The sequence below is a fragment of the Rhodopseudomonas sp. AAP120 genome, assembly GCF_001295845.1.
GTDB lineage: Bacteria > Pseudomonadota > Alphaproteobacteria > Rhizobiales > Xanthobacteraceae > Rhodopseudomonas.
Map to the genome: position 1 here is coordinate 1 of NZ_LJIC01000076.1, position 14309 is coordinate 14309.

Consider the following 14309-nt stretch of genomic DNA (forward strand, 5'->3'; position numbering starts at 1 on the left):
CCGTTCGTTGGATCGACGCGACCGCTTACGCAGGCAGCATCAGACCGGAAAGCCCGGCGACCGACTCGCCATGCCGCCGAACGCATCGAGCAGCCTGTCGCGCCACGCGTAGACGGGATCGGACGTCTCCAGCAGCGCGAAGGCGCTGACGACTCGCGCCCATTGGAAACCACCGAACACGATGTAGTCCGCGTAGTTCGGCTTGTCGCCGCCGACGAAGGGTTGCGCTTTCAGCGTCAGCCGCAACGGATCGAGCGATTTGCGGAACCCGACCACCGCACTGTCGCGGCTCGCCGTAACTTCCTCCGCGGTCTTGTCGAACCGCGCCTCGCGGGTCTTGCGGAAATACACCTGATCCTCGGGGCGAAGATGCGGAACGATGTCGGCGACGATCAGCGGAACGATGCCGCCGATCACCACAACGTCGCCCCAGGCGTTCACCAGCCGCGCCATCGCCCGTCCGCCCTCGCCGCCGAACAGCGACGGCCGATCCGGATAGGCCTGTTCGAGATAGAGCGCGATCGCCCAGGAATCCACGATCGATTTGTCGCCGTCGAGCAGCACCGGCACCTTTTCGGAATTGAACGGCGCGATGGCCGATTTCTCGGTGAATCGCCACGGGATCGATTCGGCTTCGAGGCCTTTGTGCGCCAGCGCCATCCGGATCCGCCAGCAATAAGGCGAGAACGGCCGCGCCGCATCGTGGCCGACCAGTTCGAACAGTTTCAAGGTCATCGCTTGTCCCAGCATTCGACAGCGCGAAGCGGCGCGATCCGGCAAGGCCGCAACGAGTTCGCTTCACTCGTGGCGACGATCGAAGAGATCCGCGCGCCGGTCAAGCCTTCAGGCGTCCCCCCGAGGCGGCGCGTAGCATCTAGCGGCCGCGGTCCTTCTCCTTGAGCAGACGGCGATAATACGTACTCCGATCGATCCCCAGCCGCCTTGCCGCACGGGACACGTTGCCGTCGCTGGCGTCGAGCGCCGCCTGCAGTGCGGTGCGGGTGTGTTCCGCGAGCGAGACCGGCGCTGGAGCACTGAACATCACGTCGCATGACGGCGCCGCTGCGCGGATCTCGGCCGGCAATGCGGAGACATCGACCGGCTGGCCCGGCTCGCCGAGCACCAGCAGCGCGCGCAGCGTGCCGACCAATTGCCGGAAATTGCCGGGCCACTCATAGGCCGCCAGCAGCCGCTCGACCTCCGCCGACAGCTCGACACCGGCTGTCTCCCCGCCGAGCTGGCGCCATAGCCGGCGCACCAGCGCAAGGCGATCCGGATGATGCCGGACCGGCGGCCGCTCGACGACATATTGGGCGATGCGGAAGTACAGATCCTGCCGGAACGCGCCGGCCGCCAGCAGCGTCGACAGTGACTGATGCGTCGCGCAGATCAGCGCGAAGTCCACCGGCACCGGCTTGCCGCCGCCGAGCGGCGACACTTGCTTGTCCTGCAGCACGCGGAGCAGACGGCTCTGCAACGCCAGCGGCATGTCGCCGATCTCGTCGAGAAACAGCACGCCGCCGTCGGCCTGACGCAACAGGCCCGGGGCCCCCTGGCGCCGCGCACCGGTGAATGCCCCGGCCTCATAGCCGAACAGCTCCGACTCGATCAGGCTCTCCGGCAACGCTGCGCAATTGACCGGGACGAAAGGCTTGTTGCGACGGTCGCTCTCGGCATGGACCCGGCGAGCGAACACATCCTTGCCCGAACCGGTCTCGCCGAGCAGCAACAGCGGGATGCCGGCATTGACCAGACGCACTGCCCGGGACAGCGAGGCTTGCATTTCCTCGCCGAGGATCGGCTCGATCTCGCCCGATAGCGCGGGTGTCGTCGGCGGCCGAGGCGCTATCGGACGGCCCCGCGCTGCTCGATGCGGGGCGTCGAGAAGCCGACCGTACAGCCGCGCCCCTTCCCGGCCCCGCAAAGGTTGGATCTGATCGAACGGACGAATTCCAGGCAGCAGCGCCGCCAGCTTAGCGCGGTTGATCGCAGACCAATCCAGCTTCATCAGATCGAGGCCGCGACGATTGGCGCCGACCAGCACGCCCTCGGCAAAGGCGAGGACGCCCTCGCGCGGCGTGCCGACCAAGGCGCGGTCCGCGTGAAAGCGGAGCATCGTGCAGTGCTCGAATCCCTCGCTGAAGAAGCGGTGTTCGATCTGTTCGGCGGCCAGCCGCATCAGTCCGAGCGCGTGAACGTGGCGGATCGCTGCCGGCCCAGTCATATCGAGCGCACCCGCGACGTTACCCCGGGGATCGATCAGCGGCGCCGCCGCGCAAGCCAGGATTCCGTGGCGCTCGAAGAAATGCTCCGCACCATGCACCGCGATCGGCTGCCGCTCGACCAGCGCGGTCCCGATCGCATTCGTCCCGGTGGCGGCCTCGTTCCACGACACGCCGGGACGCAGCGCCACTTCGGCGGCGCGTCCGGCAAAGGCGGCGTCCCCGACCATGTCGAGCACTACGCCCGCCGTATCGGTGAGGATTACTACGCTACCAGTCAGGCGCGCGTCGCCTTGCAGCGCATCCAGCTCGGGCCGAGCCAGACGACCGAGGCGCGCATGACGTTCTTGTAGCTCACGCAACTCATGAGCAGTTGGGAGTTCGAGGGAGGGCGAGCGGCTGACGTCGAGACCCTGCTCGGCGCATCGCTCCCAGGACCGCAGAATCGGCGCGGCGACAATTCCAGAAACAGACCGTCCTTCGTCAAAGAAGCGACGACGCGCGACGAAAACGGCATCATGACTTGATGCAGGCGACATGGGCGTCTCCGGGGATGTTGGATTCTGCAACAGCTGTTGCGCCCAACTGATCGCAGTATCACACGCAGTGTCGCGCGCTGTCCAGAGAGCGAACGTCATCGCAAATCCGCGCGACGTAGAATCCTCCCAGACTTATCAACGCGCTGCGCCATTGGTCGCGCATCCGGCGCGCCGTCCCGAGCAATTGGCACACGATGTGCGTAGTTGCATCCGCTTCAATAAATCGGGAGGAAGCCATGAACATCATCACCACACTGCAGCCCAAGGCGAGTTCGCTCTTCAAGACCCGCTACGGAAATTTCATCGGCGGGCGATGGATCGAGCCGCTCGACGGCCGCTACTTCGACAACACCACGCCGATTACCGGCGGCAAACTCACCGAAATCCCGCGCTCGCAGAAGGAAGACATCGACCTCGCACTCGATGCGGCGCATGCAGCAAGTCCGGGATGGGCGAGGACGACGACGACCGAACGCTCACTCATTCTCAATCGCATCGCAGACCGGATGGAGGACAACCTCGATCTGCTCGCAACTGCGGAAACCCTCGATAACGGCAAGCCGATCCGTGAGACGCGCGCCGCCGACCTGCCGCTGGCGATCGATCACTTCCGCTATTTCGCAGGTGCACTGCGTGCCCAGGAAGGCTCGATCTCGGAAATCGATCACGACACCATCGCGTATCACTTCCACGAGCCGCTCGGCGTCGTCGGCCAGATCATTCCCTGGAACTTTCCGCTGCTGATGGCGGCGTGGAAGCTGGCGCCGGCGCTGGCCGCGGGCAACTGCGTCGTGCTCAAGCCGGCCGAGCAGACCCCGGCGTCGATCCTGGTGTGGGCCGAACTGATCGGCGACCTGCTGCCGCCGGGCGTCCTCAACATCGTCAACGGCTTCGGCGTCGAGGCCGGCAAGCCGCTGGCGTCGAGCCCGCGCATCGCCAAGATCGCCTTCACCGGCGAGACCTCGACCGGCCGGCTGATCATGCAATATGCCAGCGAGAATCTGGTGCCAGTGTCGCTCGAGCTCGGCGGCAAATCGCCCAACATCTTCTTCGGCGACGTCGCGGCCGAAGACGATCCGTTCTTCGACAAGGCGATCGAAGGCTTCGTGATGTTCGCGCTCAACCAGGGCGAGGTCTGCACCTGCCCGAGCCGCGCGCTGGTGCAGGAGTCGATCTACGATCGCTTCATGGAGCGCGCGCTCGCCCGCGTCGCCGCAATTCGCCAAGGCGACCCGCGCGATCCGGCCACCATGATCGGTGCGCAGGCCTCCCAGGAGCAGCTCGACAAGATTCTGTCCTACATCGACATCGGCCGGCAGGAAGGCGCCGAGCTGCTGGCCGGCGGCGCACGCGCCGAGCTGCCGGGCGACCTCGCCGGCGGCTACTACGTGCATCCGACCGTGTTCCGCGGCCACAATCAGATGCGGATTTTCCAGGAGGAAATCTTCGGCCCGGTCGTGTCGGTGACCACCTTCAAGGACGAGGCCGAAGCCGTCGCGATCGCCAACGACACCCAGTATGGCCTCGGCGCCGGCGTCTGGACGCGGGACGGCACCCGCGCCTATCGGTTCGGGCGCGCGATCGCCGCCGGCCGGGTATGGACGAACTGCTACCACGCCTATCCGGCGCACGCCGCCTTCGGCGGTTACAAGCAGTCCGGCATCGGGCGTGAGACCCACAAGATGATGCTGGATCACTATCAGCACACCAAGAACCTGCTGGTGAGCTACGGCACCGGACCGCTCGGCTTTTTCTAGAACGCGACTGATTCATCGGCGGGTGCACGGCACTCGGCCGCAGCGATCCCGGGCGGCGCTTCGGCGCGCCGCCCGGTCAGCAGGGCATTGCCCTGCGACACGGAGCGCATCGGAACCGGCATCTTCGCCGGCCGGGCAGCTCATCGATCCCCGACCAACAACAAACGCATGGAAGGAAGCACCAATGACCACGACGACCTTTTTCATCCCCTCCCTCAACCTGTTCGGCGCCGGCTGCGTATCGAGCGCGGCCGATCACGCCAAGGCGCGCGGTTTCAAGCGCGCGCTGATCGTCACCGACAGCGGACTGCACAAGCTCGGCGTCGCCGACCAGATCGCCTCGATGCTGATCGAACGCGGCGTCGGCAGCGTCGTCTTCCCCGGCGCCAAACCCAACCCGACGATCAAGAACGTCGAGGACGGGCTGGCGCTGCTGAAGCAGGAGAACTGCGACTGCGTGATCTCGCTCGGCGGCGGCTCGGCGCATGATTGCGCCAAGGGCATCGCGCTCACCGCCACCAATGGCGGCAGCATCAAGGACTACGAAGGCGTCGACAAATCCGAGCACGCCCAGCTGCCGCTGATCGCCGTCAACACCACCGCCGGCACGGCCAGCGAAATGACCCGGTTCTGCATCATCACCGACGAGGAACGTCAGGTGAAGATGGCGATCGTCGACCGCCACACCACGCCGCTGCTGTCGGTCAACGATCCGGTGCTGATGCTCGGCAAACCTCCGGCCCTGACGGCCGCCACCGGCATGGATGCGCTGACCCACGCCATCGAGGCCTATGTGTCGATCGCCGCGACGCCGATCACCGACGCCTGCGCCCTGAAGGCGATGTCGATCATTTCCAACAGCCTGCGCACCGTCGTCGCCGAGGGGCAGAATCTCGTCGCCCGTGAGGCGATGTCCTATGCGGGCTTCCTTGCCGGCATGGCGTTCAACAACGCGTCGCTCGGCTATGTGCACGCGATGGCACACCAGCTCGGCGGCTTCTACGATCTGCCGCACGGCGTCTGCAACGCGGTGCTGCTGCCGCACGTCCAGGCCTACAACGCGCAGGTCGCGGCCGGACGGCTGAAGGACGTCGCTCACGCGCTCGGCGTCGACACCACCGGCATGACCGATGCGCAAGGCGCCGACGCCGCGATTCACGCCATCCAGCGGCTGTCGGCCGACGTCGGCATTCCGCCCGGGCTCGGCGGTCTCGGCATGAAGGAAACCGACGTGCCGATCCTCGCCGCCAACGCGCTGAAGGACGCCTGCGGCTTCACCAACCCGAAGCAGGCGACACAGACCGAGATCGAAACCATCTTCCGCGCCGCCGCCTGACGGCTCGCTTCACCCCTGCGGACGCGCACGGCGCGTCCGCTTCCCTGCAGAACCTCTCGTCATGCCCCACGGACTTTGTCATTCCGGGGGCGCAGCGAAGCTGCCTCGCAAGACATCTCGGGACTCCAGGCTCGCTCAGTTCGTTCGCGCCCAGAACGACGGAGAGACTGCGATACTAACTATCGGCCCCAGCGATCCTGCCAGATCTTCTCGCCGACCAGGCAAGACACCCGTGGGGTTCGATCGTTCTCGGCAACCGGCACGACCAGCTCCGGCGGCCTGAGACCCGCGACTTCCATCACCAGCTTGGTGTGGATCGCCTCCTTGAACTTGTCGCGGCTCTTGATCGTCACCACGAACGAGCCCGGGCCGCCGATCACGCAGTCCTCGTAGTAATAGTCGAGATTCTCGATATCCATGGTCGAATAGGACGGCTCCTTCACCATGATCGGCAGGCCGTTGATGACGACGCCCTTCTCGACCGCGGCATCGCGCGCCAGCGTGACCGGTTCGCCATTGTTGTTGGGGCCGTCGCCGGAGATATCGATGACGCGGCGCAGGCCGTGATACGGGTTCTGGTCGAACAGCGGCACGGCGAAATTGATCGCACCGGAGATCGAGGTGCGCGAGGCGCGGCGCAGCGGCGCGTTCATGATCTCGGTGGCGACGGCGTCGGCGGATTCCGGACCGTCGATCACCTGCCAGGGCAGAATGACCTTCTGGTCGCCGGCGGCGGCCCATTCGAAATAGGTCACGGCGATCCGGCCGGTCGGGCCGGTCTTCAGCGTCTTGAGAAATTCGCCGGAGCGCAACGCCTGTGCGTAGCCTTCGCGCTGCACGGCGAGTTCGTCCATATCCATCGAGTAGGACACGTCCACCGCCAGGATCAATTCGACGTCGACGGTCTTGGAATCGTCGAGGCGGTCGGCGAGGTGTGGCGTTCGGTTCGGCGCGGCGAGGCCCGCGACCATTCCGGCCGCCGTGACGGCGGCTATCGTGCCGATCGAGATCCACCGCATCGGACGCCCTCCGTTCGAGGATGACACGATGGTGACACGCCCGACCGGGCGCGCAACCGCAAAGCCGGTTCCGGCCCGATCACGATTCAGTCACTGATAGTAGGGCCTGCGCGCGGGGGGACGCCGAGTTGCATCGAAAATGCGCAGACCTCCGCGCTAGCGCTGGTTTCGCGCGCCGCCCGGGAGTTGTAAACTCGGATTGATCAACAGTGGTGAACGCCCATGAGCAACATCGATGTGGTGACGCGGCGGGCCACCAAGACCAAGCCGAAGGTCGAGCGCCCGAAACTGCACAAGGTCATCCTCGTCAACGACGACTTCACGCCGCGCGACTTCGTGGTGACGATCCTGAAGGCCGAGTTCCGGATGACGGAGGAGCAGGCTTACAAGGTGATGCTCACCGCGCATCAGCGCGGCGTCTGTGTCGTCGCGGTGTTCACCAAGGATGTCGCCGAGACCAAGGCCAGCCGCGCCACCGACGCCGGCCGCACCAAGGGCTATCCGCTGCTGTTCACCACCGAGCCGGAGGAGTAAGCGTCCCGCCGATGCGTGGCTACAGCCCCTCGGCTGCCTGCAGGGTTTCGGCTTCGAGGCCGTAGACGCGCTGGGTTTGTGACAGGCCGTCGATCGGAAATTCGCCGATCTCCACGAAGCCATCGCCGCACAGCCTGATGAAATCCGACGAGGCGACGACGGTTCGGCCGAGACGCCCGGCGATGCGTTCCAGCCGGGCGGCGAGATTCACGGCGGGGCCGACGCAGGTGAAGTCGAGCCGGTTGCCGCCGCCGATATTGCCGTACAGCACCTGCCCGACATGCAGCGCGACGCCGAAGCGGAAGCTTTCGATGACGTGGTTGCCTTCGATGTAGTTCATCGCCGCGACGTTGCTGCGGCATTCGTGGGCCGCGGCGAGCATCCGCGCGCAGACGTCGGCCTCGTCACCGCCATCGGCCGCGATCGGAAACACCGCCAGCAGGCCGTCGCCCATGAATTTCAGCACCTCGCCGCCGTGGCGCAGGATCGGCCCGACCTGGCAATCGAAGTAAGCGTTGAGCAGCTTCACGATCACCTCCGGCGGCAGCCGGTCCGACAGCGCCGTGAAGCCGCGCAGGTCCGACAGCCAGATCGCGGTGCGCAGCGTATCGGCGTGGCCGCGGCGGATCTGCCCGGCGAGAATGCGGGCACCGGCGCGGTTGCCCACATAGGTGTCGAGCAGCGTGGTGGCGATCTCGCGCAGGCTCAGCACTTCGACTAGCCGGGCGATCGGCGGGATCACGGCGCGAATGGCGTCGAGCTGCGCGTCGCTGAAGCCGCCCGGCTGCCGCGTCGCGTAGCTTGCGGCGTGGAAGCTGCCGTCGAGAAACTGCAGCGGCAGCGCCGCATAGTCGGTGATGCCTTCGGCCCGCATGTCGTCGAAGATCGGGAAAGCGCGGCTGGCCGGATCGTCGAGCCGGAACCGCACCTCGACGCCATGGTCGTACAGCACCTTGAGCGGGCTGCGCAGATACTCGTCCGAGAGGTCAACGTCCACCGTGGTGTCGCCGACCTCGGCCTCCTTGCCGGGGCGCCAGATAAAGCGATGGCCGTAGATGTCGGGATGCAGCGTCTCTACGAAGACGGCGACCCGGGCCAGCGGCACGCCGGCCTCGACCAGCCGCTCGCAGGCCTGCGTCATCATCACGATCGGATCGGGCGCTGAGCGGGCGCCGTCGACCAGCCAGTCGATCAGGGCGCGGAGTCGGTGTTCGTGCATCCGCGTACCATTATCAGACGCGATGCTGCTTTGCACCGGTTCCGGTCGATCAGCCGACCCGGCCTCCGACCTGGCCGCGCTGGCGCAGGAGGTGGTCGGCCAGCACGCAGGCCACCATCGCCTCGCCGACCGGCACCGCGCGGATGCCCACGCAGGGGTCGTGGCGGCCCTTGGTCAGGATTTCGGTGTCGGCGCCGGCGCGATCGACGGTCCTGCGCGGGGTGAGGATCGACGAGGTCGGCTTGACGGCGAACCGCGCCACCACCGGCTGTCCGCTGGAGATGCCGCCAAGGACGCCGCCAGCGTGGTTCGACAGAAACTGCGGGCCGTGATTGCCCATCCGCATCTCGTCGGCGTTCTGCTCGCCGGTCAGCTCGGCGCTGGCGAAGCCGTCGCCGATCTCGACGCCCTTCACCGCATTGATGCTCATCAGCGCCGCGGCAATGTCGGCATCGAGCTTGGCGTAGATCGGCGCGCCGAGCCCGGCCGGCACCCCCTCGGCGACGATCTCGATCACCGCGCCGATCGACGAGCCGGCCTTGCGGATGCCGTCGAGATAGTCGGCGAACAGCGCCGCGGCGTCCTTGTCGGGGCAGAAGAACGGATTGTTGCCGATCTCGTCCCAGTCCCATTTGGCGCGGTCGATCTTGTGCGGGCCGATCTGCACCAGCGCGCCGCGCACGGTCATGCCGGCGATCACCTTGCGGGCGACCGCGCCGGCGGCGACGCGGCTCGCGGTCTCGCGCGCCGAGGAACGCCCACCGCCGCGATAGTCGCGGATGCCGTATTTGGCCTCGTAGGTGAAGTCCGCGTGGCCGGGGCGATACTTGTTCTGGATGTCCGAATAATCCTTCGAGCGCTGGTCGGTATTCTCGATCTGCAGCGCGATCGGCGTTCCGGTGGTGACCTGCTCGCCGGTCTGCGGGTGCGCCATCACGCCGGACAGAATTTTCACCTGATCGGCTTCCTGGCGCTGGGTGGTGAAGCGCGACTGGCCGGGCCGGCGGCGATCGAGATCACCCTGGATGTCGGCCTCGGTCAGCGGGATCAACGGCGGGCAGCCATCCACCACGCAGCCGATCGCCACCCCATGGCTCTCGCCGAAGGTGGTGACGCGAAACAGATGGCCGAAAGTGTTGAACGACATGGCGCGGGCTGCCTTTGAGAACTGCGCCGGTGTGGTAACGCGCCGGCCGCACAGGGTCAAACGGACGGCCCACGGGTCCGCTCTGCCGGCCCGCGGAGCATGGCTCTACGGGGCCGCCTCCCCGTGCTCGTTTCGCGCCACCGAGAACACCTCGCGGGCTGCCTCGATATTCATGGCAGCGATCGCCAAGCCGACGATCAGGTCCGGCCAGATCGACAACGTTGTGGCCGTCACCAGGCCTGCGCCGATGATCCCGATATTGGCCAGAGCATCGTTACGCGCCGACAGGAACGCCGCCCGGGTAAGGCTGCCGCCGTGGGAGCGAAATCCGGCCAGCAAATACGCGCAGCCCAGATTCACCACCAGCGCCCCCAGCCCGGCGAGCGTCAGCGGGGTCGGCGCAGGTGCGATCGGGGACGCGATCTTGGTAGCGACGGCCCAGAGTGTGCCGATGGCCGGCACCAGAATCAGCAGTGCGAGCCCCATTCCAAGTTTCGCCCGCGCCCGTGCCGACCAGCTCAGCCCGACCAGGATCAGGGTGTTGACGGAAGCGTCTTCCAAGAAGTCCACGCTGTCCGCGAACAACGATACCGAGCCGATCCGCGCCGCAACGGTGAACTCGACGCCGAAGTAAGCGAGGTTGGCCAGCGCAACCACTGCGATGGCGCGACGCAGACTCAAGGCGTCACCATTCGCACCGCGGACATTCCGAGAAATAACCCTGCGATCGCAACGGTCACGGAGCCCGCCACATAGAGAAGCGACAGGCCGAGCTGACCGCGCTCGTAAAGCAGCGCCGCGTCCAGCGAAAACGTCGAGAAGGTGGTGTAGCCGCCGAGGATGCCGGTGGTGATGAACAGCCTGATGTCCTGCGGCGCGTTAACGCGCAAGGCGAGCAACTCGACGATAATCCCCATGGCGATCGAGCCGGTGACATTGATGATGAAAATGCCCCACGGGAACGCCGTGCCAAACAAGGCGACGACGAAGGAATTGAGATAATGCCGAATCAATCCTCCAATTCCGGCACCGACGAACACAGCCAACGCACTCATCAAGGTCAACCTCTTCTCAGTTTCAACTCTCTGCTTTCGCGCATCCAGGCGAGCACGTCGCCGGACTTGCCACTGATCAGTCGCAGCGACTTCGATGTCCGCGGCTCCGCCTTCACGTCCCTGAAACGCCAGAGCTCGGTAATCACCACGAGGCGCCAGCGCCGACGCGCGGCATCGTGGTGAAGCTGCATCACGTCGAACTGAAACGAATAGTCCTGTCCGCCATAGCGATGCCGATCTCGCTGGCAGGACACGCCGAACGCACTCCACGTGGCGAAGTCCGCGGCCTGGCTCGGAGGCTCGATGACATACTCGATGTCTGCGATGACGCGGGCGTTGTTCAGGCGCATTCGTTGCCACCGCTCGTGGCTCTCACCCCGCCACTTGGAGCAATGCCGCTCACGGCCGCCTCGCGGCCCGCAGGCGCGCCTCCAGCACTGCCGTGACAAGGCCAAGCGTCAGAAGCAGCAGCACGGCCTCCGCTCCCGCGCCGAAGACGAAGGCTAGAATACAGCTCGACACCACAGCGCCGAGCAGCGCCGCTGTGAAATCGAGGTGCCAGGCACCGGAAATTATCGATAAAGCTTTGGAGAAAGCCATTCGTGCTGCCCTCGTTGAAACTCAGGGCAACAAAAATCCCGCCGGTGGCGGGCTCAACCTATGCTCCCGCCGCGACGAGGCTTCGCAGCCCCCTCTCAGCAGGAGTCATCAGCCCACGACGGGCGGTTTTGGGGGACTCCATCCCCATTTCTCAGGCAAGATTACCAGAACCGAGTAGGCAAGGTCAAAGCCAAAGCCGCACCTTAAACAGAGCTCAGCTCACGATCTCCATGCCGCCGTCGCGGAAGACATAGACCGAGCCCTGCAGGATCAGGCCCTCCAGCGCTTCGGTGGGAGACTTGACGCCGCAGGCGACCATCAGCATCCGGCAGGTGCCGACGTGGCCGACCGCGACGGTGTCGGCGGTCACGGACTGCACCCAGTCGGCGATGAACGGGAAGCGGTCGGCGTAGCTCTCGCCGCGCAGCGGTGCGACGGTCCAGCGATCGGCGTGACGCGCGGCATAGACCTGCGCGTCCGAGGCCTGCATCTGCTCGACTGTGAAACCCTCCCAGGCGCCATAGGTGATCTCGCGCAGCCGCTCGTCCGTCGCGTAGCCGTGCGCCGGCAGGCCGAGCGCGCCGCGCACCAACTCCATGGTGACCCGGGCGCGACCGAGAGGACTTGCCACATAAGACAGCGCGGCTGCGTCGCACTTGTCGCGCGTCAGCACATCGCCGAGCAGCCGGCCGGCGGCGCTCGCCTGCCCCCGCCCCTTGTCGTTGAGCGGAATGTCCTGGGTCCCCTGATAACGCCCGGTGGCGTTCCAGTCGGTCTCGCCGTGGCGGATGAAGTAGATGGTGGGCATAGCGCTAATCGAAACCTCAGCGTCATTGCGAGGAGCGAAGCGACGAAGCAATCCAGCGCCGCGCACTGGCTTTGGATTGCATCGCTTCGCTCGCAATGACGAGCAACAGCGAAAGGCGGACGGGCCGCATCCTTCGAAGCGCGTCCTTCGGACGCGCGCCTCAGGATGACGGCTCAGGGGCTGTCGTTACTCCTTGCCGCCGAGCGAGATGTCCGGGGCGTCGGGGTTTTTCATGCCGACGACGTGGTAGCCGGCGTCCACATGGTGGACCTCGCCGGTGACGCCGCGCGACAGGTCGGACAGGAAGTACAAGGCGCTATCGCCGACCTCATCGATCGACACCGTGCGCCGCAGCGGCGCGTTATATTCGTTCCATTTCAGGATGTAGCGGAAGTCGCCGATGCCCGACGCGGCCAGCGTCTTGATCGGGCCGGCCGAGATCGCGTTGACGCGGATCGCCTTCTCGCCGAGGTCGGCGGCGAGATAGCGCACGCTGGCTTCCAGCGCCGCCTTGGCGACGCCCATCACGTTGTAATGCGGCATCCACTTCTCGGCGCCGTAGTAAGTCAGCGTGATGATCGATCCGCCGTCGGTCATCAGCTTCTCGGCGCGCTGCGCGATCGCGGTCAGCGAGTAGCACGAGATCAGCATCGACTTGGAGAAGTTGGCTTCCGAGGTGTCGATGTAGCGGCCGTCGAGCTCGTCCTTGTCGGCGAAGGCGATGGCGTGGACGACGAAATCGATCTTGCCCCATTTCTCCTTCAGCACGTCGAACACCGCATCGATCGTCGCCGCATCGGTGACGTCGCAATGGCCGAGCACCAGGCCGCCCAGCTCGGCGGCAATCGGCTCGACGCGCTTCTTCAGCGCGTCGCCCTGATAGGTCAGCGCGACCTCGGCGCCCTGCTCGCGGCAGGCCTTGGCGATGCCGTAGGCGATCGAACGGTTGTTGGCCACGCCGAGGATCACCCCACGTTTGCCCTGCATCAGGCCCGAACCAGTCGCCATATCACTTCCCCTCGGCTTGAATTGGTGCTTCGGCCTACACCAGCGGCAGGGCCGGGTACAGCCCGAATGTTCGCGTGCAAATTCAGCCATTTGGCGCGGTTCGCGGGGTTGGAATAGAGCCGCCAGCGCGGTGTTATGGTTGTCGGAGCGGCGAACGGCGTGCGCCCCGACCACAGGCCCGCAATGAACGATTTTCGAGACGGCGTCGAAGCAATGATCCCGGCCCTGCGGCGCTACGCCCGGGCGCTGGCGCGCGACACCGACATCGCCGACGATCTGGTGCAGGACACGCTGGTGCGGGCGCTGCGCTCCGAGAAGCTGTTTCTCGGCGGCGACCTGCGCAGCTGGCTCTACACGATCCTGACCAACCTCAACCGCAACCGCCGGCGCACGCTGGCGCGGCGGCCGCCGATCCTGCCGCTGACCGACACGGGCACCGACGCCAGCGGCACCGAGGCGGAGGGCGGCGACATTGCCCGCGCGCTGGCGACGCTGGTCGAAGAGCAACGCACGGCGCTGCTCCTCGTTGTGCTGGAAGGGCTGAGCTATCGCGAGGTCGCCGAGATCCAGGGCGTGCCGATCGGCACCGTGATGTCCCGCCTCGCCCGCGCCCGCGCCCACATCCGCGCCAGCCTCGACGGCGAGCGGCCGATGCTGAAACGGGTGAAGTGATGATCCACCGTGTATCTGATTCAGCTCCTCCGTCACTGCGAGGAGCACCCGGATCGGCGCTCCGCGCCGTCCGAGCACAGGCTCCGCGACGAAGCAATCCAGCTCAGTGCACGACGCTGGATTGCTTCGCTTCGCTCGCAATGACGGGGTTGATCCGGACTCGACTTAACGAACTCCTCCTTCCGAAGAAGTGCAGCCATGACTGAGCCCCAGATCCCCGTCACCGAGGACGAACTCCACGCTTATGTGGACGGCGAATTGCCGGCGGAGCGGCGCGGCGATGTCGAAGCGTGGCTCGCCGCGCACCCGGCGGATGCCGAGCGGGTGCGGTCGTGGCAGGCGATGGCCGAAGCGCTGCACGCGCGCTACGACCGCGTGGTCGACGAGCCGGGG

At 66.1% G+C, this 14309-nt stretch carries 16 protein-coding genes and 1 riboswitch; of the genes, 5 read left to right on the plus strand and 11 right to left on the minus strand.

Annotated features, from left to right (window positions below; translation table 11 throughout):
• Positions 1-39: 39 nt before the first annotated feature.
• The gene (locus tag IP86_RS13835; RefSeq protein ID WP_054163135.1) at positions 40-735 is read right to left on the minus strand and encodes a glutathione S-transferase family protein; all 696 of its coding nucleotides are present in this window, start codon (positions 733-735) and stop codon (positions 40-42) included.
• A gap of 139 nt (positions 736-874) precedes the next feature.
• Entirely contained in the window at positions 875-2761 is a 1887-nt protein-coding gene (locus IP86_RS13840) for a sigma-54-dependent Fis family transcriptional regulator (protein ID WP_054163122.1), read from the minus strand.
• 236 nt (positions 2762-2997) lie between these two features.
• Here IP86_RS13840 and adh point away from each other — a divergent pair, with 236 nt between their 5' ends.
• Both adh and yiaY read left to right on the plus strand, forming a co-directional pair.
• Positions 2998-4518, plus strand: a complete 1521-nt coding sequence (gene adh / locus IP86_RS13845) for an aldehyde dehydrogenase (protein ID WP_054163123.1) — start codon at positions 2998-3000, stop codon at positions 4516-4518.
• A 184-nt stretch (positions 4519-4702) separates the two neighbouring features.
• Complete coding sequence (gene yiaY / locus IP86_RS13850; RefSeq protein ID WP_054163124.1) at positions 4703-5854, plus strand: L-threonine dehydrogenase; 1152 nt, start codon at positions 4703-4705, stop codon at positions 5852-5854.
• A gap of 179 nt (positions 5855-6033) precedes the next feature.
• On the opposite strand, the gene IP86_RS13855 is transcribed toward yiaY, so the two are convergent.
• Positions 6034-6873, minus strand: a complete 840-nt coding sequence (locus tag IP86_RS13855; RefSeq protein WP_054163125.1) for a DUF1194 domain-containing protein — start codon at positions 6871-6873, stop codon at positions 6034-6036.
• 222 nt (positions 6874-7095) lie between these two features.
• Between IP86_RS13855 and clpS the strand changes: the two genes are divergently transcribed.
• Positions 7096-7407, plus strand: coding sequence for an ATP-dependent Clp protease adapter ClpS (clpS, locus tag IP86_RS13860; protein ID WP_054163126.1), 312 nt, complete (start codon positions 7096-7098; stop codon positions 7405-7407).
• Between the two features lie 19 nt (positions 7408-7426).
• Here clpS and IP86_RS13865 read toward each other — a convergent pair whose 3' ends face one another.
• From IP86_RS13865 to fabI, 8 genes are all read right to left on the minus strand, one after another.
• Positions 7427-8626, minus strand: coding sequence for an adenylate/guanylate cyclase domain-containing protein (locus IP86_RS13865; RefSeq protein ID WP_054163127.1), 1200 nt, complete (start codon positions 8624-8626; stop codon positions 7427-7429).
• Positions 8627-8675: 49 nt separating this feature from the next.
• A complete protein-coding gene (gene aroC / locus IP86_RS13870; protein WP_054163128.1) occupies positions 8676-9773 on the minus strand; it encodes a chorismate synthase in 1098 nt (365 codons plus the stop codon).
• A gap of 105 nt (positions 9774-9878) precedes the next feature.
• A complete protein-coding gene (locus IP86_RS13875; RefSeq protein ID WP_245290616.1) occupies positions 9879-10430 on the minus strand; it encodes a cation efflux transmembrane domain-containing protein in 552 nt (183 codons plus the stop codon).
• A gap of 20 nt (positions 10431-10450) precedes the next feature.
• On the minus strand, positions 10451-10828 hold the full coding sequence (gene crcB, locus IP86_RS13880; protein WP_054163136.1) for a fluoride efflux transporter CrcB: 378 nt from the start codon (positions 10826-10828) through the stop codon (positions 10451-10453).
• A 5-nt stretch (positions 10829-10833) separates the two neighbouring features.
• On the minus strand, positions 10834-11178 hold the full coding sequence (locus IP86_RS13885) for a hypothetical protein (protein WP_054163130.1): 345 nt from the start codon (positions 11176-11178) through the stop codon (positions 10834-10836).
• Positions 11179-11227: 49 nt separating this feature from the next.
• Positions 11228-11428, minus strand: a complete 201-nt coding sequence (locus IP86_RS13890) for a hypothetical protein (protein ID WP_054163131.1) — start codon at positions 11426-11428, stop codon at positions 11228-11230.
• Positions 11429-11520: 92 nt separating this feature from the next.
• Positions 11521-11583: riboswitch (Fluoride riboswitch) on the minus strand.
• A 59-nt stretch (positions 11584-11642) separates the two neighbouring features.
• Complete coding sequence (locus tag IP86_RS13895) at positions 11643-12236, minus strand: histidine phosphatase family protein (RefSeq protein WP_054163132.1); 594 nt, start codon at positions 12234-12236, stop codon at positions 11643-11645.
• A gap of 186 nt (positions 12237-12422) precedes the next feature.
• Complete coding sequence (gene fabI, locus IP86_RS13900) at positions 12423-13244, minus strand: enoyl-ACP reductase FabI (protein ID WP_054163133.1); 822 nt, start codon at positions 13242-13244, stop codon at positions 12423-12425.
• A gap of 183 nt (positions 13245-13427) precedes the next feature.
• Between fabI and IP86_RS13905 the strand changes: the two genes are divergently transcribed.
• Positions 13428-13916, plus strand: a complete 489-nt coding sequence (locus tag IP86_RS13905) for a sigma-70 family RNA polymerase sigma factor (RefSeq protein WP_054163134.1) — start codon at positions 13428-13430, stop codon at positions 13914-13916.
• A 198-nt stretch (positions 13917-14114) separates the two neighbouring features.
• Positions 14115-14309 (plus strand): anti-sigma factor family protein (locus tag IP86_RS13910; protein WP_502694001.1); only part of this gene is annotated, 195 nt, incomplete at its 3' end.